Annotated in this window: 12 protein-coding genes; 9 read left to right on the top strand and 3 right to left on the bottom strand. The window is 55.2% G+C overall.

What is annotated here, in order from left to right:
• Positions 1-112: 112 nt before the first annotated feature.
• Positions 113-8,662 (bottom strand): GH36-type glycosyl hydrolase domain-containing protein, encoded by an 8,550-nt coding sequence (locus tag ABIC79_RS00195; RefSeq protein WP_354566371.1) that lies wholly within the window; start codon positions 8,660-8,662, stop codon positions 113-115.
• A gap of 343 nt (positions 8,663-9,005) precedes the next feature.
• Between ABIC79_RS00195 and ABIC79_RS00190 the strand changes: the two genes are divergently transcribed.
• Positions 9,006-9,689 carry an NAD(P)H-dependent oxidoreductase gene (locus ABIC79_RS00190; RefSeq protein ID WP_354566369.1) on the top strand — a complete coding sequence of 228 codons (684 nt, stop codon included), beginning with the start codon at positions 9,006-9,008 and terminating at the stop codon, positions 9,687-9,689.
• 258 nt (positions 9,690-9,947) lie between these two features.
• Positions 9,948-11,498 (top strand): putative bifunctional diguanylate cyclase/phosphodiesterase, encoded by a 1,551-nt coding sequence (locus tag ABIC79_RS00185; protein WP_354566367.1) that lies wholly within the window; start codon positions 9,948-9,950, stop codon positions 11,496-11,498.
• Here ABIC79_RS00185 and ABIC79_RS00180 read toward each other — a convergent pair.
• The gene (locus ABIC79_RS00180; protein WP_013575607.1) at positions 11,444-12,445 is read right to left on the bottom strand and encodes a bifunctional helix-turn-helix transcriptional regulator/GNAT family N-acetyltransferase; all 1,002 of its coding nucleotides are present in this window, start codon (positions 12,443-12,445) and stop codon (positions 11,444-11,446) included. The two genes, ABIC79_RS00185 and ABIC79_RS00180, sit on opposite strands and share 55 nt — an antisense overlap.
• A 139-nt stretch (positions 12,446-12,584) precedes the next feature.
• Here ABIC79_RS00180 and ABIC79_RS00175 point away from each other — a divergent pair, with 139 nt between their 5' ends.
• From ABIC79_RS00175 to ABIC79_RS00145, 7 genes are all read left to right on the top strand, one after another.
• Complete coding sequence (locus tag ABIC79_RS00175) at positions 12,585-13,436, top strand: MurR/RpiR family transcriptional regulator (RefSeq protein WP_013575608.1); 852 nt, start codon at positions 12,585-12,587, stop codon at positions 13,434-13,436.
• Between the two features lie 250 nt (positions 13,437-13,686).
• Positions 13,687-14,523, top strand: coding sequence for a transporter substrate-binding domain-containing protein (locus ABIC79_RS00170; protein WP_354566364.1), 837 nt, complete (start codon positions 13,687-13,689; stop codon positions 14,521-14,523).
• Between the two features lie 3 nt (positions 14,524-14,526).
• Positions 14,527-15,156: a DUF1989 domain-containing protein gene (locus ABIC79_RS00165; RefSeq protein WP_119261670.1), complete on the top strand. Its 630-nt coding sequence runs from the start codon at positions 14,527-14,529 to the stop codon at positions 15,154-15,156.
• Positions 15,140-15,787 (top strand): urea carboxylase-associated family protein, encoded by a 648-nt coding sequence (locus tag ABIC79_RS00160; protein WP_112152448.1) that lies wholly within the window; start codon positions 15,140-15,142, stop codon positions 15,785-15,787. The genes ABIC79_RS00165 and ABIC79_RS00160 overlap by 17 nt, the downstream gene beginning before the upstream one ends.
• A gap of 3 nt (positions 15,788-15,790) precedes the next feature.
• A complete protein-coding gene (locus tag ABIC79_RS00155; protein ID WP_013575612.1) occupies positions 15,791-16,444 on the top strand; it encodes an amino acid ABC transporter permease in 654 nt (217 codons plus the stop codon).
• A complete protein-coding gene (locus ABIC79_RS00150; protein WP_354566361.1) occupies positions 16,444-17,109 on the top strand; it encodes an amino acid ABC transporter permease in 666 nt (221 codons plus the stop codon). The genes ABIC79_RS00155 and ABIC79_RS00150 overlap by 1 nt, the downstream gene beginning before the upstream one ends.
• 13 nt (positions 17,110-17,122) lie before the next feature.
• Complete coding sequence (locus ABIC79_RS00145) at positions 17,123-17,800, top strand: DUF1989 domain-containing protein (RefSeq protein ID WP_354566359.1); 678 nt, start codon at positions 17,123-17,125, stop codon at positions 17,798-17,800.
• A gap of 133 nt (positions 17,801-17,933) precedes the next feature.
• On the opposite strand, the gene ABIC79_RS00140 is transcribed toward ABIC79_RS00145, so the two are convergent.
• The gene (locus ABIC79_RS00140) at positions 17,934-18,578 is read right to left on the bottom strand and encodes an NADPH-dependent F420 reductase (protein ID WP_354566357.1); all 645 of its coding nucleotides are present in this window, start codon (positions 18,576-18,578) and stop codon (positions 17,934-17,936) included.
• Between the last annotated feature and the right edge of the window lie 53 nt (positions 18,579-18,631).

Below are 18,631 nucleotides of genomic sequence, written 5' to 3'. Positions count from 1 at the left end.
TGCCTCTCCCGACTTCCGGTTTCAGATGCGGCTGCAATCCGCTACGAACCATACGTTTAGATGATGAGGAATCACAATGATATCCATAAAACTAATGCTTCACATTACCTGTTTACGCATTTTCTGCCCGGCTCCCCAGTTCGACCACCACCTGATGCTCGTTACCGTCATCCGTCAGCGGGATCAGATCACCGTCCAGGGCATGGCCATCCAGCGTGACACAGTAGTCGCCGGTGTTGTGCCGCACCGTTATCAGGTAACGGCTGCTGCCTTGCTGATACGTCACCGTGATTTCCGGCCACAGCGCAGGCAATTTGCTGTGGATGGCGATAGCATCGCCATGGCGTGTAATGCCCAGCAATGATTCGGTGATCAACCGGTATGTCCAGCCCGCAGAACCGGTATACCAGCTCCAGCCCGCGCGACCGCTGTGCGGATCGACCGAATAAATATCGGCGGAAATCACATACGGTTCCCCTTTATAGCGGCTGACCGCCTCCGGCGTGAGGCTGTGATTGATCGGGTTAATCATCGACATCAGTTCCCAGGCGCGTTCGGTGTTGCCCTGTCGGGCAAACGCCATCACCGCCCAGATAGCTCCGTGGGTATACTGCCCGCCGTTTTCACGCACACCCGGCAGATATCCGCGGATATATCCCGGATTCGGGCCGTTGCCGTCAAATGGCGGCGTCAGTAATCTGATCAACCCCGCATCGTTATCGACCAGACGCTGATCGACTGACCGCATGGCGCTGGCGGTGCGTTCAGGTGTACCGGCTCCGGAAAGCACCGACCAACTTTGCGCGATAGCATCTATCTGGCATTCGTCGTTCATATGCGAACCCAGCGTTTCACCGCTGTCGAAATAACCGCGCAGATACCACTCACCGTCCCACGCATGGTTGTTGAGGTTTTGCTTCAGCAGCGCCGACTGCTCGCGGCACAGGGTGGCGATAGCGATGTCCTGGCGCTCTTCTGCCAGTGCGCCATAACGTTGCAGAACGTCGTAGAGGAAAAAGCCCAGCCAGACACTTTCCCCGCGCCCGCCCAGCCCCACCAGATTCATGCCGTCATTCCAGTCTCCCGCGCCCATCAGCGGCAGTCCGTGCTCACCCATTTTCAGACCATGCTTCAGCGCACGCACACCGTGCTGCCAGAGACTTTCCTGCGTTGCGCTGACCTGCGGTTGCTCGTAGAACGACTCCTCACCTGCCTCCAGCAAACGTGCCTCGAGATAAGGCACGGATTCTTCGGCAATGCCATGATCGCCGGTGACCGTGATGTAATGGCTGATGGCCAGCGGCAGCCAGAGATAGTCGTCAGAACAGCGGGTACGCACGCCGTTGCCGGTTGGCGGATGCCACCAGTGCTGGACATCGCCTTCAATGAACTGCCTCGACGCACATAAGAGGATCTGTTCGCGCATCCGTTCCGGCGCCGCGTGGCTTAGCGCCAGCGTATCCTGCAACTGGTCACGGAAACCGAACGCCCCGCCGGACTGATAATAGCCGCTGCGCGCCAGGATCCGGCTGGCTAAGGTCTGGTAAATCAGCCAGCCGTTGGCGAGCAAATCAACCGATTTATCCGGCGTGGTGATCTGAATTTTATCCAGCACCTGATGCCAGTGATGATGAATGCGATCCAGCTCAGCCTGCGCCGCGCCTTCCTCAAGATACTGATGAATGAGCGCTTCGGCATCTGCGGCATTCTGCCCCAGACCCAGCGCGAAAATAAAGGTGCGCTGGTCACCGTCGATAAGCGTTGTGGCCGACTGCACCGCGCCACAAGGATCCAGCGCCGCACCGGTTTTATCGGAAAGACGCTGATTTTTCATGGCTGCGGGCATGGCCGCAGAACCGGTGCGACCAAAGAACTCGCGACGGTCACCGCTGACCGAGCAATGTGCGCCGGTGACCGCAAAGAAAGCGGTGCGTTCAGAACCGTTGCTGGTGTAATGATTGGTCGCCAGTACGCCGCAACCTTTTACCACGTGCGCTGCCGAGGTCACGATATGCATCGCGGACTTGGCACGTAAATCCGCCATCACCCATTCGGCATAACCGGTCACCGACAATCTGCGCGGCCTGCCGGAGAGGTTAGTCAGGGTCATGATAATCAGTTTGACCGGCGCATGTTCGGCAACTAATACCGTCATTTCACTGGAAATGCCCCGCTCGGTATGTTCGAAGCAACTGTAACCGAAACCATGGCGGGTGACGTAACCGCCGATGCCGCGAACCGGTAACGGTGCAGGCGACCAGACGCTGCCGCTGTCCTCATCGCGCAGATAAAAGGCTTCGCCGGAACTGTCGCTAACCGGGTCATTTTCCCACGGCGTTAAGCGGTATTCGTGGGCATTTTCATACCAGGTATACGCCTGCGCGCTTTCTGAAATCACCGTACCAAAGCTGGCATTTGCCAGCACGTTCGACCACGGGGCAGGCGTGGTCTGACCTTCGTTAAGCACAATCTGATATTCACGACCATCCGGCGAGAAACCGCCCAGCCCGTTGAAACAGGCCAGTTCACGTGGCGGCGACATCACCGGCTGACTGTCATTGACCGTACGCACCGGCACCAACGCGGGCAGGGAAACGAGCGGTGTTTGTGTCCGCTGATTCAGCTGATCGTCCAGACTGCCACGGCGGTCGTCGATCACCACATGCGCCACGCTCATCAGCAGCATGCGGTCATCCGGTGTCATCTGCTCGCCGTTACGCACGAAAATTCCGCCCGGAATATCGGTCTGGCTGGAACCCGCGCCGGATGCCACCAGGCTGAGGATCTGGTTTTGCAGCGCCTGCTGATAACCGCCGGAATCATTACACAACAGCACCAGATCGACTTTTAATCCTTTCAGACGCCAGTAATGGTGCGCACGGATCAGCAACGTCACCAGCCCGATATTTTCGTTGCTGGTCATGGTCAGCAGTACAATCGGCAGATCGCCGGAAAGCGACTGTCCCCACAGACCGGATTGCCCGCGACGGTTGGCGGCGACCGACTGTGCATCGCCGCGCATTTCCTGACTGGCAAAAATCAGCGCCCCCGCCAGACGGTTAAACAGCCCGGCATCATCTTCCGAGGCATTAAGCTGGCGCAGCACTACCTGACTGTGCGACCAGGCGATTTCAAATACCCGGTCAGCAATATGATGGTCGCGATATTTTTCCAGCAACATCAGGCTTTGCAGGCGCGTGTCGCTGATGCCGTAAACCATGTCGATAATCACCGGCACACCGGGTCTGAGCCGGATGCGCTGACGAATCGCCATCACCGGATCCAGCACCGCACCGGCACTGTTACCGAGTGTTCCGCCCTTCTGCATTGCCTGCGGACTGGCGGCGGTATTGCCACGCCCGATAAAGGCCGCGCGATCGGTTTCAAATGACGTTTCCCGTTCCACCGCACCGTGGATAGCCATCATGTGGAACATCCACGGACAGGCCTCATCCGGTTCGCGTGGTCGCCGGTGACACAGAATCCCCTCCTGCGCAGGCACCAGTTCGGTTTGTACAAACAAATTACTGAACGCAGGATGGGCGGCGTCGTTGGCGGCGGGTGCCAGCACCACTTCGGCATACGTGGTGATATCCAGCGTACGCGAATGGCGGCCATTATGCGTGACCGTCATACGGCGGATTTCGACGTCATCTTCCGGTGATACCACGATATGCGTCTGCAGGGTCAGCAGGCCGCGGGTACGGGTAAACTCTGCGCCAAAATCGGTCAGCACCGCGTGGTAGGTTCCCTTCTGTTTACCGAGCGGTTGCCAGGTATTACTGGTCACTGCACCCGATTCAGGATCGCTGACGTAGCAGAAGATGCCGCGGTTATCGCGGGTGGCATCTTCGCGCCAGCGGGTCAGGGTCAGGTCTTTCCAGCGACTGACACTGCCGCCCGCCTGCGTGACCATCAGATGGTAATGGGTATTGGAAAGCAGCTGAATTTCCGGCGACGGGCTGTCGACGTCGGTGAATTCACGCAATTCCACGTTCACTTTTTGCAGCATATTGTCGTGCGATTCGAAGTGACGACGCGGGCTGTAAAGCTCGACGGCATCCGGCACGCGTTCCTGTAACAGTAAACGGGCGGACTGGAACGCCGCGTTGGCCGCAAAGCGTGCGGTCATCGGCGCGCCGAGCAACACGTTAGCCAGCGCCAGGAATCCCATGCCCTGGTGGTGCGCCATGTAGGAACGCACCACGATGTAAATCTGCCCGCGCACCAGACGTGACGGGCTGTAATCCAGTGCATCATAGAAACCGTATTCACCGCGGGCGCCGCAATTCTCCAGTTCCAGCAGATTCACACAGGCTTCCTGCGGGCGGATCATCAGCGCCATCATCGTTGCGTAAGGCGCGACGACCATATCTTCACCCAGGCCGCGTTTAAGACCGAGGCCCGGCACACCGAAGGCGTGATACTGGTAGTTCTGGTTGAGATCAAAGGCCGCATACGCTGATTCAGAAATCCCCCAGGGCACGTTATTTTCTTTACCCCAGGCAATTTGCCGGTCAACGGCGGTCTGACACATCTGCACCAGCAGCGTATCGGGATACGCTGGCATCACCAGTTGTGGCATCAGATATTCAAACATTGAGCCGCTCCACGACATCAGCGACGGCTGTTTGTCGATCACGGTGAACAGGCGCCCGAGGGCGAACCAGCTTTTTTGCGGCAACTGATTGGTGGCGATGGTGACGTAATTCGTCAGACGGATTTCCGAAGGCAGCAGATCGTACTTTCCGCTGTCCATTTTATGGGCGTCACAATTGTAACCGACGGTCAGCAGGTGGGTATTTTTGTCATACAGGAAGCGGAAATCCATGTGCGCATGCTCGTTCAGGCGCTGTTCGAGTTCACCGATGATGTCCAGCCGCTGACGCGCCAGCCCGATAGAGCGGGATAACAGCGGTGACGTCCGGGCATCCTGTTGCGCCAGCCAGTGCAGCGTTGGCAGCGGTTGATTTTGAGCCTCCGCCGGCAGCGCCCCATAAAAATCTGACCACTCTTTAATGCCGGTCGCGAGCTGTGTTGCCAGCCGTTGTTGCCAGCCCTGCGCCGACGCAGCGATCAGGCCGTGCATATCCTGCAGGTAGGTAATACTTTCAGCGGCTTTGGCTGCGGTGGTCTGTTTCAGGCTTTCCCGCAATTTAGTCATCAGCAGTTCGTCGGTCTGGCTTTCCGCCATGTTCAGCGTATCGGCCAGCCCGGCCAGCCACGCGGTCATATTCAGCGCGGGCTGCGTGCGCCATAACCGTAATCCGCTGCTGAGCGTCAGCAGATGCCCGGCCAGATTGCCGCTGTCAACGCTGGAAATGTAGCGCGGATTGAGCGGTGCCAGCGTGCGCGTGTCGTACCAGTTATAAAGATGACCCCGAAAATGCTCGAGTTTATCCAGCGTATCGAGTGTCTGGCTGGTACGTTCCAGCACCTCACCCTGCGTAATGTAGCCGAAATCCCACGCGGTGATATTCGCCAGCAACGACAGACCAATGTTGGTTGGCGAGGTACGGTGCGCAATCACCGGCTTCGGAATTTCCTGGAAATTGTCGGGCGGCAGCCAGTTTTCCTCAGCGTTGACGAACGTTTCGAAAAAGTACCAGGTTTCACGTGCGGTCTGACGGAGGAAACGCTGTTGCTGCGCATCAATGCCCGGTTTCTGCCTGACGGCAGGCCGGCTCATCCAGCACATCACCAGCGGCGCGACAAGCCACAGCAGACCCAGCGGCAAGGCAAACCACAGTAACGGCGGATGCGCACCGGCGGCCAGCATAATCACGGCCACACCAGCCAGCAGATTCGCCCACATCCGGCGATAGAAATAGACCTGCGAGTGCGCACGGGATTTTTCGCCGATATTCACACTCGCCCATTCATGCAACATCCTGTGGCTGACATTCAGCCGCCACAGGGTCAGCAAAATGGCGTGTATTGAATACACGGCTTCGTGCGGCAGAGTCATTAACTGGAGCAAAATCCGCGAACAACGGCTGAGGGTAGCGGATGCCACACTTTTCAGATGGGCAATGACCTTGCGGCGTGAGCCTTTGTTGAAGAGATCCAGCACCAGCGCGACCACCACCGGGAAAAGTAGCATACTGGTGATAAAGCCCAGCCAGTAAAGCTTGTTCGGCACCAGCAACAGCGTGCAAAAAATGAGGGTCAGCAGCGCGGGAGCGATAAGGCTGCGGCGCAGGTTATCGAACAATTTCCAGCGGGAAAGCGTGGTCAGCGGGTTGCGGGTCCGCGTGCCATCTTCCTGCGTGACACGAAAACCCAGCCAGTTCAGCAATTGCCAGTCGCCACGGATCCAGCGGGTTTTACGCGCCACATCCGCCAGATAATGATCCGGATACTGCTCGTATAACACCACATCGCTGAGCATGCCCGAACGCGCATAACACCCTTCCAGCAGGTCGTGACTGAGCACTAAATTTTCCGGGCAGGTATTTTCTGTTGCCCGGATGAACATATCAACGTCGTAAATCCCTTTGCCGACAAATGAGCCTTCGCCGAATAAGTCCTGATAGATATCGGAGGACATCGACGAATACGGATCATTGCCCGGCACGCTGCTGCATAATGCGGCGTAACGCCCCTGCCCGTTTTCGGGGATTTCTTCGGCCAGGCGGGGCTGAAGAATGGCGTAACCCGAAATCACCCGCTGGCGTTCAGTGTCATAAACCGGATGATTGAGCGGATGGGCCATGGCGGCGACCAGCTGATGTGCAGTCGCACGCGGCAGCACCGTGTCGCTGTCGAGGGTGATCACGTATTTCACCTGGCGCAGTTGCGCCTGTGTGCGGCCTTCCACCCGGGAGAACGGCTCACCTTCGCCGCGCAACCAGCGGTTCAGCGCATTCAGCTTGCCGCGTTTGCGCTCATATCCCATCCACACGCTCTGCGCCGCATTCATTTCACTGTCGCGATGCAACAACGTAAATAACGGCCCTTGTGCGTCGGTATAGCGTCGGTTGAGGGTCTGGATCTGCTGCGTGGCGTAGCTCAGCAACGCATCGTTGTCCTCGTTGTGCTGTTCAGGGTTGTCGTGAAAATCGGTGAGCAGCGCAAAATTCAGGTGTGACAGAACATTGCCGAGATAACAGACTTCGAGGCTGCTGATCAGTGCATCAATATTTTTCCGGCTACCCAGCAGACAGGGGATCACTACCAGGGTACTGGCGTGTTCCGGGATGCCGCCGACGAATTCCAGTCGGGGCAGCGGTTGCGGTGTGCGGCTACGGGTGGTGATTTCACTGAGCAGATTCAGCGCAAACTGGCTGGCGACCAGCACTACCGGCCCCAGTAACAGCCACCATGCCCAGTGCATGCCGGGATGCACGGTGTGATATAGCACCTCGGCGGTGATGGCGGTGGTCAGCAGCAGCAGGCTGCCGAGCCACGAAAGCAGCGGTGTCTGGCTGAGGCGGCTGCGGATGCGGGTTTGCAGCGAAAACCTCACCTGCAAATCTTTCTCCAGCGTCTTGCGCCCGGCATCAATCAGATAGTAACCGACATGTTGTTGCTGAAAGGAATCCGTTGCCTGTTGTGCCAGCGCCACCGCGCGGCTGGCGACAAACGCCTCATCGTGCAGGGAATGGCGCGACAACTGTTCAATCTGATGGCGGTAGTTATCGCGGGTATCAAAGTGCATGGAGGCATAAATACCGGCCGGATCCTCACGCAGGACTTTCTCCACCACGCTGAGGTTTTCGGCGAATTCTGCCCAGTCCATTTCGGTCAACTGCCGCAAACCCATAATGCTGTTGCTGACAGAAAGCTGGCTGGCAGCAAGCTGCTGATTAAATTTATCGATCACTTCACGCTGGGTCAGCCCGACTTCACTCAGCCGCTGCTCTACCCAGGTCAGCGGCAGCGCCAGCATCGAACCGTGCCCCTGCAACCGGCGCACCAGTTCGGCCACGAAAGCGCTGCTACGCGGCGGATTGGTGCGCGCCATATCAGCAATCACGATGATCTGACTGGCGGGATCGTTTTCCGCGCTGTCCTGCAATTTATTGACCCAGAAATCGGCCAGATTACGTTCCTGCTGCGCATTCGCCACTTCAATACTGACCCGGCGTAAATTCTCGATCAGCGCCAGGCGCAGCATACCCGGAAACGCCCATAACTCCCCGAGCGTCAGCGGGCGCACACTCTGATAAGTCGAGAGAAAACGGGTCAGGGTTTTGATGTCCCACAGGCCGTCGCTGTGGCTGACAACCTCGGTCGCAATGTCATAAATGCGCGGGCAGGAATGCGGTAAACCCAGTGAAGGCAACCCCTTGCCAAAGTTTTTCGGTAACAGCTGGCGCACCAGGCGGATTTGTTCTTCGATCAGATAGAAGTTATCGAGTAACCATTCACCGGCCGGGGTAATGCCCGCTTTTTCTCCACTGCTGAGGATCAGGCAACTGCGCGTTAAAACCTTTTCGTTATCGTCGAGGCGCTTTAGCAGGTAGTAAGGAAGTTTTTTGCCGGAGAGTTTGTGGGAGAGTGCGAGTTTGCCGCCGAACCGTTCCATCTGATCTGCGGAGAAAAGCTCGGCGCTGATCGGTACGGGGTGCGCCAGTGCGCTGGCGCGATGACGCCGGGTATGGCTAATAACAGGGGGTGCTCTTTTAATTTTGAACCAGTTAATCACAGCATTTTTCATGTCAGCATACCTTAGGCGGACCCGATAAGGCAGTTGCCTGAGCTGCGATGAGAGTTCACTTGATAAGAAAATGGGTAAGGGACAGGGAGGCCGAAAAGATGAGTCACCCTCAGCGGGCAATTAGATTCATAGTAGCCTGTTTACAGGGATAGCGTTGAGTTTATTTTTTCGCCAGCGGCTGACAACTGTGTGCTAACCCTGCAAATTTTCACTGACGGCGGTCTTTATCAAGGCTCAAAAGTATAAACTCCCGGATTCGGTTCATGCGATTATCGGGCGGCTATTTGGGAATAATTGTCACAGGCAATCCCCCGCTTCCAAATTTATCCTTCAGGAAAAAAAGATGACGACCTTAAACGAAAAACTGGCATGGCGATACGCAACCAAGAAGTTTGATGCGGCCAAAACGGTTCCGGCTGAAAAGATTGAAAATATTATTGAGGCCGTGCGTCTGGCACCGACCTCAAGCGGTCTGCAACCCTTCGAACTGCTGGTAGTCACTAATCCGGATATCCGCGCAAAAATCCGCACCGTTGCCTGGGATCAGGCGCAGGTCACCGACTGTTCTCACCTGCTGGTGTTCGCGGCATGGGATGACATCACGCCAGAACGCGTGAACATGATGTTCGACCTGACCAACGAGGTTCGCGGTTTTAAAAACGAAGGCTGGGAAAACTACCGCCAGAAACTGCTGAGCATTGTCGCTGAACGCGGTACCGAAGCGAATTATCAGGCTGCTGCACGTCAGGCCTATATCGGTCTGGGCGCCGCGCTGATCGCCGCCGCGTTTGAAGAAGTGGATGCGACGCCAATGGAAGGGTTTGATCCTGCTGCCGTGGATGAAATCCTGGGCCTGAAAGACAAAAACCTGCGCAGCGTGGTGATCCTGCCGCTGGGCTACCGCGCCCACGAAGGCGACTGGCTGGTGAACCTGAAGAAAGTTCGCCGCAGCCGTGAAAACTTCGTCACCGAAATCAAGCAATATCAGGCCACCGGCCCTGTCCGGCCGGTGGCCTTCATACCCTAAACACAGACGTACCTTACTGATGACATCCTGATTTTATTATCATAAATCCCCCTGACTTCACGCTTATAAGGTCATTTACGGACGATAAAAGCTTTCCGCTGTGCCGTTGCCCAGAGTGATCACCCCCGCAAAAATCATAATAAGTAGCCCCTTTATTTAAAAAAAACCTTATCCGGGCTAAATAGCCCCATCAGAATGCCGATAACACATGCAGATAAATGATTTTACTGACTCTGTTAACTTATTTTGAGGTTGCATATGTTAAAGAAGCTTCGCAATAAGGCAAAAGTCGAGCTTTATGTATGGATAGGGATACTCATAGCAACCTATTTATTTTCCCTTTATTTTAATATGAATGAAGTTTTCTATTATTTTTTTAAGGCATATGAAGTCTATAATTTAGATGAAGTTTTCATCGCCCTGAATATAACGGGTTTTCTTGGGCTGATTTTTTCCTTTGTAAAAATAAAAGCAATGGAAAAGGAAATAGCAAGGAGAATGGAAGCTGAAAAGAATTTTCATTGGGTTGAATGTCATGATCCGGTAACAGGGCTGCCGAATACAATCATACTCAACTCCACCATCGCACAATATAACCACGAAAACAAAAGTAGTTTTGGTGTGTTCACCATTGAAATAAACAGACTGAAGGATATTAATGATATTTTCGGTCATGACTATCATGATGAGATATTTAAGATCGTAGCAGAAAGACTGCTGAATATTTTCCCTGGCTGTGTTTATAAATTAGCCGCCGATGATTTTCTTGTCCTGAGACCCAATATTGACAAAACCGACCTGACCTCACTGTCCGGGCGCGTTATGCGTAGCCTGTGTTCACCGGTTAATCTGGATGGATTCACCTTCAATATTTCAGCCAATATTGGTATTTCACGATCCCCGGAAGATTCGTGCGATCTTAAGAAAGTGATTCAACAGTCCGATTGTGCAATGCATGTTGCTAAAAAAGCTGGCAGAGAGCAGATCAGGGCATTCTCTGCGAGCATGGAAGAATCTTTATTATCCATGGCACAACTGGAACGTGATTTTAAATCAGCCTTGAAAAACAAAGTTTTTGTGAGTCATTACCAGCCTTTGTTGGATCTAAAATCAGAAAAAATCATAGGCTTTGAAGCCCTTGCCCGATGGGAAATCTCGGCGGGAAAGTTCATCCCGCCGTCGAAGTTCATTGCGCTTGCTGAAGACACAGGAGCAATAACAGAACTGACAGAATATCTCTTACGGGAGGCATGTCTTGAAGCGCTAAAATGGCCATCCGACAAACGGTTGTCCTTTAATCTTTCACCTTTACTTTTATGTGACAAAAATCTTAAATCAAGAATTATAGGTATTCTTGATGATGTGGGTTTCCCGCCAGAACAACTGGAAATTGAAGTCACGGAAAGCGCGCTGTTTAGCGACAGACATCTGGCCCGATATACACTTAAAAGACTCCGTGACGCAGGCGTTAAAATTGTTCTCGATGATTTTGGCACCGGATACTCAAGCCTTTCTCAGCTCTGTGACTTTCCCTTTGATACATTAAAAATTGATAAGAGTTTTATTGATACATTCCAGACTAATGAGAAACAGAATAAGATTGTTTGCTCTATTCTCTCCCTTGCCAACGCCCTCAACGTAAAAGTGGTTGCTGAAGGCATTGAATATAAAAGTCAGCTGATTATTTTACAGGAACTCGGCTGTGATATTGGTCAGGGCTATTTCCTCGGAAAACCGGTTCCTGCAGCAAATATTCATAAATCAATAAAATCGCCTTTAACTGAAGCTGAAAAGGTCACAGCGGAATGAAGCGGTGACCGGCGGGTGAACTGTTGTTCGGTCATCGTCATGCCCCACTGGTCGCCCTGCCATTCTTTCAGCAGTTCGAAACCAAAGGATTCATACAGACGTCGCGCAGCATGAAGGCCGCTGAAGGTCCAGAGCTGAACAGCGTCGAATCCGCGCCCGTCGCAAAACGCTATCGCTTCACTGAGCAGTTTTCTGCCCATGCCCGTTCCCCGGCAGCGGTCATCAAGAATAAACCAGCGCAGGTGGGCTTCGTTATTTCCCAGATCCTGACCATCGATAGCCACTGAACCGACCACCCGCCCGTTGCTGACCGCCAGCCAGACCTGGTTGCAGGGTTCATGCAAACGCCCGCAGAACTCGGCCAGTCCGCTGGCAACCTTTCCCTCGAAGAAATGCCCGAAGTTGTAATTACTGGCGTAATACGTGCCATGCATTTCCGCAATCCGGCCAATCATGCCCGGCTGATATCCCGTGACGATTTCAATGTTGTGTTGGGGCGCGACCGGGTCCCCGTCGCGACAACGTTCAAGGGCGCGGGCATACGCCGCCAGGCCTTTTGCGACGGCCTGTTGCTGCGCAGAATCCAGATTTTCCAGCGCCTTGATCACGCGCATCGCACCGTACTCATTGATCCGCCCGACCGTCTGCTTGCCCTTTTCCGTCAGTATCAGTTGTTTCACTCTGGCATCATTTTCCGACGGCACTTCCTGCAGTTCACCCGCTGCCAGCAAACGGGCAAGCATGCGGCTGACGCTGGATTTTTCCAGCCCGAGGATCTGCACCAGTTGCGCGGCGGTCATGGCGCCCTGATTTTCAATTTCCACCAGGCTGTGTACGGCAGAAGGTGAATATTCTGTGGCCGCCAGCGTGGCGTTCATAAAACCCAGCTCGCGTACCATAAGGCGCGAGGAGGAACGGATTTCTTCGATTAAGGCGTGATCTGGCATGCGTTTACCCGGGATTTTGACTGATAGTTGTATAATACAACCATCATCCCCGGTGCACTGTCAATACCGCGATAAAGATTGTGCATGACAATCCGGCACGTTCTGTGCAGGATGAGTTTTTTCTTTCCGGGGATCATTCATGAGCGCAAAAACGGCATCGCTGGAAAGCCGTATCCGGCAGCAATGGGATCAGCTTTCGTTGCACGAACAACGTTTAGCCGATGTCCTGTTAGCCGCGCCGGGCCAGCTGGCGATGAATACCGCGACTGAACTGGCGCAGAGCGCGGGCGTATCCAAAGCGACTGCCACGCGATTCTTTCGCCATATCGGTTATGAAAGTTACGATGCTGCCCGCCGTCAGGCGCGTGAAATGCAAAACAGTGGCTCGCCTCTGTATCTTCAGGCCGCACCCAGCGCTTCGCCCCTGGGCACGCTGATACAAAATCATCTGGAAAAAGAGGTCTCCAGCCTGGTGAACACGTTCCGTTTACTGGAAGATGACCAGCTTGAAGCCTGCGTGGAGGCCATTGCCAACGCGAAGCGTGTGGTGGTGATGGGCTGGCGTCACAGTCAGACCATCGCCATGCTGATTTACCGCGACCTGATCCACGTTCACCCCGACGTACGCCTGCTGCCGCGCGCCGGTGATTCGCTGGCAGAACATCTGGCAGCGCTTGGCCCGCAGGATGTGGTGATCTGCGTCGGGCTGCGCCGTCGTATGCCTGCACTGGAAACCGCCATGAGTGCCCTGGCTGACATGCAGGTGCCGATGCTGTATATCTCCGATGTGCTGGCGGGTAAACCGGCGAAATATGCCAACTGGGTCTTGCGCTGTCATACCGACGTTAATCTGATTTTCGACAGCACCGTGGCGCTTTCCGGCGTCTGTAACCTGCTCTGTTCACTGGTCGCCCGTCGCATGGGTAAAACCGGCAGCTACCATCTCGCCACCATCGAAACCCTGCACCAGAGCCTCGAAGAACTGGAGTAATGCGCCGCACTGGCGCAACGGCTGAACACTTATCCCCAAATCAGTGCAGCGGCGGATCTTTCCGCCGCTTTTTCACGCCTCCTGATGAAACCTGAGAAATATAAATATTAAAACAAGAAACATTTGTTTCTCATTGATTATGGAAGAAAAAAATGTTTCCCGTCATATTCAGGCTGCGACTGATTAAAAAAGTGGCATGGAAACTGCTCTGTGGTCAGTGACATTTCACCAACACCAGGGAATCACCATAATGAAAAAAATAGCATTGCTGATCGCCGCTTTAATCACTGCTGGCGGGGCTGGCACCGCACAAGCTGACACCCTGTCAGACATCAAAAGCAGCGGTAAAATCACCGTCGGCATCGACCCGACCTTCCCGCCTTATGAATTCACCAACGATAAAGGCGAGATCACCGGCTACAGCGTGGCGATCATGCAATCTTTCGCCAAAGACCTCGGCGTGAAACTGGAGTTTCAGAAAACCGCGTTCAGCGGCATTCTGCCCGGCCTGATCTCCGGCTCATTCAATGCCGAAGGTTCTTCTCTTAACGTCACCGCCGAACGCGCCAAAAAAGTGCTGTTCACGGTGCCTTACAGCAAAACCGTCAATGGTGTGCTGGTGCGCGAGGCCGATGTGAAAAAATTCAGCGGCAAAACGTTGTCGCCGGAACAGTTGTCTGGTCTGAGCGGAGCCGTGAAAAGCGCCAGCGTGCCGGAACAGTTGCTCAAGGGCTTTAACGAAACGCTGACCAAAGAAGGCAAGAAGCCGATCACCATCATCAGCGTGGATACGCTGGATCAGACCGTCAGCACGCTGATGACTAAACGCGCCGATTTCGTGTTTGACGACATTTCGGTGCTCGCACCGATCGTTAAAAAATACCCGAACAAAGTGGCTCAGGTTGGCGAAGCTGGCCCGTCACAGTGGATGGCGTGGGCAACACGTAAAGACGACACCCGCCTGAACAAAGCCATCAGCGATCATATTTTGGCGATGCAGAAAGACGGCGAACTCACCACGCTGCAAAAACAGTATCTCGGCACCACCTTTACCGTGCCCGCCAGCGATTTCATTCCTCAGGAGTAAGTTATGTGCCAATCCCTGCTGACGGTGCCCGCCGGTCACGGCAAAACCTTTACCGTGAACAAAGGGCAATTTATTACCGTCATTGATGCCGAAGGTCAGCAGGCCGCCGATTTTGTGGCCGTGAATGCCGCTGATCTGAATGAAAAACTGTCGCCGGTGCATACGCGTCAGCATCTGCGCTCGCTGTTCTTCAAACCCGGAGATGCGCTGTGGTCGAGTGAAAACCGCCCGATGTTGCGCATCATCGCCGACACCATTGGTATTCATGACGCCAATGTTCCGGCCTGCGACCGCACGCGTTTCAGTATCGATTTCGGTGTTGAAGGCCATCGCAACTGCGTCGATAACCTGCTTGAGGGCATGAAGGCACAGGGCGTGACCTATTTCAGCCTGCCGGAACCGTTCAACCTGTTCCAGAACGGGCCGGTCACCGCCGATGGCCGCATGGAAGTCACTGACCCGAACAGTAAAGCCGGTGACTGTATTGTCTTTGAAGCGCTGTGTGACCTGATTTGCGCAGTGTCGTCCTGCCCGCAGGACATCATTCCCGGCAACGGTTTGCAGGTCACGCCGGTTGATATTCAGGTCAGCAATCATTACCACGGGGAGATTCAGCATGCTGTTAATGCGTGAGGCCTGGGCCGAAAGTGAAGTCCGTCCGCTGGCCGGGCCGGTGGATATCAAAGCCGGTGAGACGGGCTCCATTCGCGTGCTGCGCGGGCAACTGTTGCGCATCACGGCAGCGGGCGAAGGTGCGGTGGCCGCACTGTTTGGCTTCAGCCTGAGCGACCCTGCTGTCTGGCTGTCGGTTCATCACACCCGCGTATTCAGCAACAGCTATCTGCTGGGTTCTGGGATGCGTCTGGTGAATAACCGCCGTCGTCCGGTAATGGTGCTGGGCAAGGACAGCGTAAAACGCCACGACCTGCTGCTGCCGGGTTCGACCACCGCATGGCTGGCTGAGCGTGGTTATCAGGGGGATGGCTGCATTGAGTCGGTAAAAAGTGAACTGGCACGGCTGGGCATGAATGTGCCGAAACTGCCGGATCCCATCAATCTGTTCATGCACGTCCGGCTGACGCGAGAAGGTGATATTTTGCCGGAAACCAACCGCACGCAGCCGGGCGACAGCATTACCTGTCGCGTGGTGGCCGATACCGTCTTTGTGGTTTCTGCCTGCTGCACCGGTATTGAAGGCAACGATAAACCCGCGCCGCTGAAGCTTTCGGTCGCGGAAAATCTGTCAGCATTTGACGAGGAATAACGCATGTTGGGGCTGGATGACCAGGTGATTGCAGCACTTCCCGAATTAGGCCATGGCCTGCTGATGACGCTGACACTTACCTTACTGGCAGCGCTGCTGAGCCTGGTGTGCGGGCAAATCATCTGCTTTATCCAGCTACGCAATGCCTGGCTGTGGCGCGTCACCGGGCGGTTGTATGTCAGCCTGATGCGTGGCACACCGGCTATCGTGCAGCTCTTTGTGGTGTTCTTCACCCTGCCGCGTCTCGGCCTCGGCGGTCAGCCAATGCTGGCGGCGGTGCTGGCGATTGGCCTGAACAGCGGGGCGTACGTCGCGGAAATCTTGCGGGTTAATCAGAGTCTGGTGACCCGCGGACAACGTGAAGCGGCGCGCACGCTGGGGCTGAACCGCTGGCTGACGTGGTGGTATGTGATCAACCCGCAGGTGATCCGCGCCAGCCTGCCGATGCTGGTGAACGAGTTTACGATTTTGCTGAAAACTACGCCGCTGGCGTCCGTGGTGGCGCTGACCGAACTGACCTATGCCGGACAAATCGTTATCGCCCGCACTTACGACGCCACTCAGGTGCTGTTGCTGGTGTCAGCCGGGTATCTGCTGATCGCCCTGCCGCTGATCAGCGCGGTACGGCATCTGGAAGCCAAGCGGAGGATGGCGTAATGGACTGGCAGGCAATTCTTACCGCATTACCGTCGCTCGGCGCAGGCATGATTGCCACGTTAAAACTTTGTGCCATTGCGGCGATCTGCTCGCTGTTATGGGGCACGCTGATGGCCGTCGCGCTGATGCGTGCCCCGCCATTCTGGCAACGGTTGCTGCATCTTTACACCAGCCTGACGCTGGCGCTTCCACTGCTGATCGTTATTTATCTGCTCTATTTCGTCCTGCCGGAATACGACATCACCTTAACCTCGCCGCAGGTCGGCGTGCTGGCACTGACGTTATATTACGCGCCGTATATCGCGCAGGTCGTACGCTCGGCGATTGAGATGTTACCGCGCGGCCAGTGGGAAGCCTGTCGTGTTTTAGGGCTGAGCCGCACGGAACAACTTCGCGACGTGGTGTTGCCACAAACGCTGCCGCAGATGTTATCGCCACTGGTCGGGCTGATGATCGGCCTGATTAAAGACTCCGCCCTGCTGTCGATTGTATCGGTGCAGGAGTTTATGTACGCCGCCAAACAGGCGATTTCTGAGACTTACGCGCCGCTGGAGATTTATCTCACGGTCGCGCTGTGTTACTGGGTGCTGAACAGTCTGATTGACTGGCTGGCGCGCCATATTGAATTTCGCATGACGCGCTACCGTCGCAGCATGCAACATTAATCAGGAGAAAAAAATGTCGGCTGAATTTGAGCATCGTGACATCCAGTTGATTGCCGCCCGCCACGGTAAAGCCGTGCGTCTGGCGAAAGGCGAAGCCGTGCAGGTGGTGAATTTGTACGGCACCCAGGTGGTGGATTGCTGGGCGTATAACGCCGAAGACGTCAGTGAATATATGTGTATGGAAGCCACCCGTGTCTGGAACCAGCGGCTGAATCCGCAGGTCGGTGACAGCTTTATCACCAGCCAGCGCCACCCGATTCTGACGCTGGTCGCCGACACCTCACCCGGCGTGCACGACACCTTTATGGCCGCGTGCGATGCGCGTCGTTACGAGTTACTCGGCTGCACCGAACCGCACCGCAACTGCCACCACAACCTGTTTGAAGGCATGGCGGAACTGGGCGTAACACTGCCGCACGGCAATCTGGCCTCGTTCAACATCTTCATGAACATTCAGGTTCAGCCGGATGGCCGTACCCTGAAAACCTTGCCGGTGGTGACGCGTCCTGGCGACTACATTATCCTGCGCGCCGAAATGGACTGCTACGTCGCCTTCTCCGCCTGCCCGCAGGACATCGTCAGCATTCAGGGCCAGGGCGACAACACTCCGCGCGATGCCGAATTGCGCATTCTGACCGCAGGCTTCCCGCAGGTGAAATTGCAGGGCGCGTGGGTGCCGGAGGGGGTTTAAAAGCAGAAGAAAAGCCAAACTCGCTGATGGCTTGATCAACGCTTCCCCCGGTGAAGGGGGAAGTTGGGTGGGGGTTTTAAACGTTATCTCAGCCTAAGCACATTTAAAATTTCAGAGGGATAAAACCACCCATTTATCTTCTCGCAGGTTCCGGCCTTACTGCGCCTTCCAGCACTTCCCGTAATTCACTTTCGGTCATCCGCACACAATAAGACGGCATGCCGCGCTGGAAGCGCCAGCCTTCGGAAAGAGCGCCTGCATCGACGGCGTCAAAACCAAAGGCGTCATACAGCGCGATCACCGCCTTTTTCGTTTCCGCATCATCACCGGCTACGGGCAGAGCGCGACGTTGCGGGTCGCCAGCGGGTAAACCGTCGTTTTCGAGATCGGTCATCTGAATCGCATTGAATGCTTTGGTGATTTCTGAATGCGGCAGGAAGCCCGCGAGATATTCGCTGGTAGTCGTTGTCTGATCGTCCAGTTCTGCCACCTGACCGTCACGTTCAGGGTAATAATTTACGGCATCGATGACCGGTTTTCCGGCAATCTCCGCCACGGGCAGTTGTCCGACAGCCGTCAGTGGCACGGCAATCACCACGATATCGCCAAAAGCAGCCGCTTGCGTCGCGGTACCGATTTCGCAACCGATCATCGGCTTCAGGCTGAACAACGTCTGAGGACCGCGAGAATTACTCAGCATCACCTGATGTCCGGCTTTGATCGCCAGTTTTGCCACCGCCCTGCCTACGAACCCTGCACCCAAAATGCCTATTTTCATGATTCTTACCTTTCATTTTGTTGTCGATAGGGTAAGAATAATTCCACACTTAA

Source organism: Rahnella sp. 2050 (assembly GCF_040544515.1).
In the GTDB taxonomy this organism is placed as follows: domain Bacteria; phylum Pseudomonadota; class Gammaproteobacteria; order Enterobacterales; family Enterobacteriaceae; genus Rahnella; species Rahnella aceris.
Note: the sequence above shows the minus strand (reverse complement) of the source record. Positions and strands in the feature narration are given on the sequence as shown.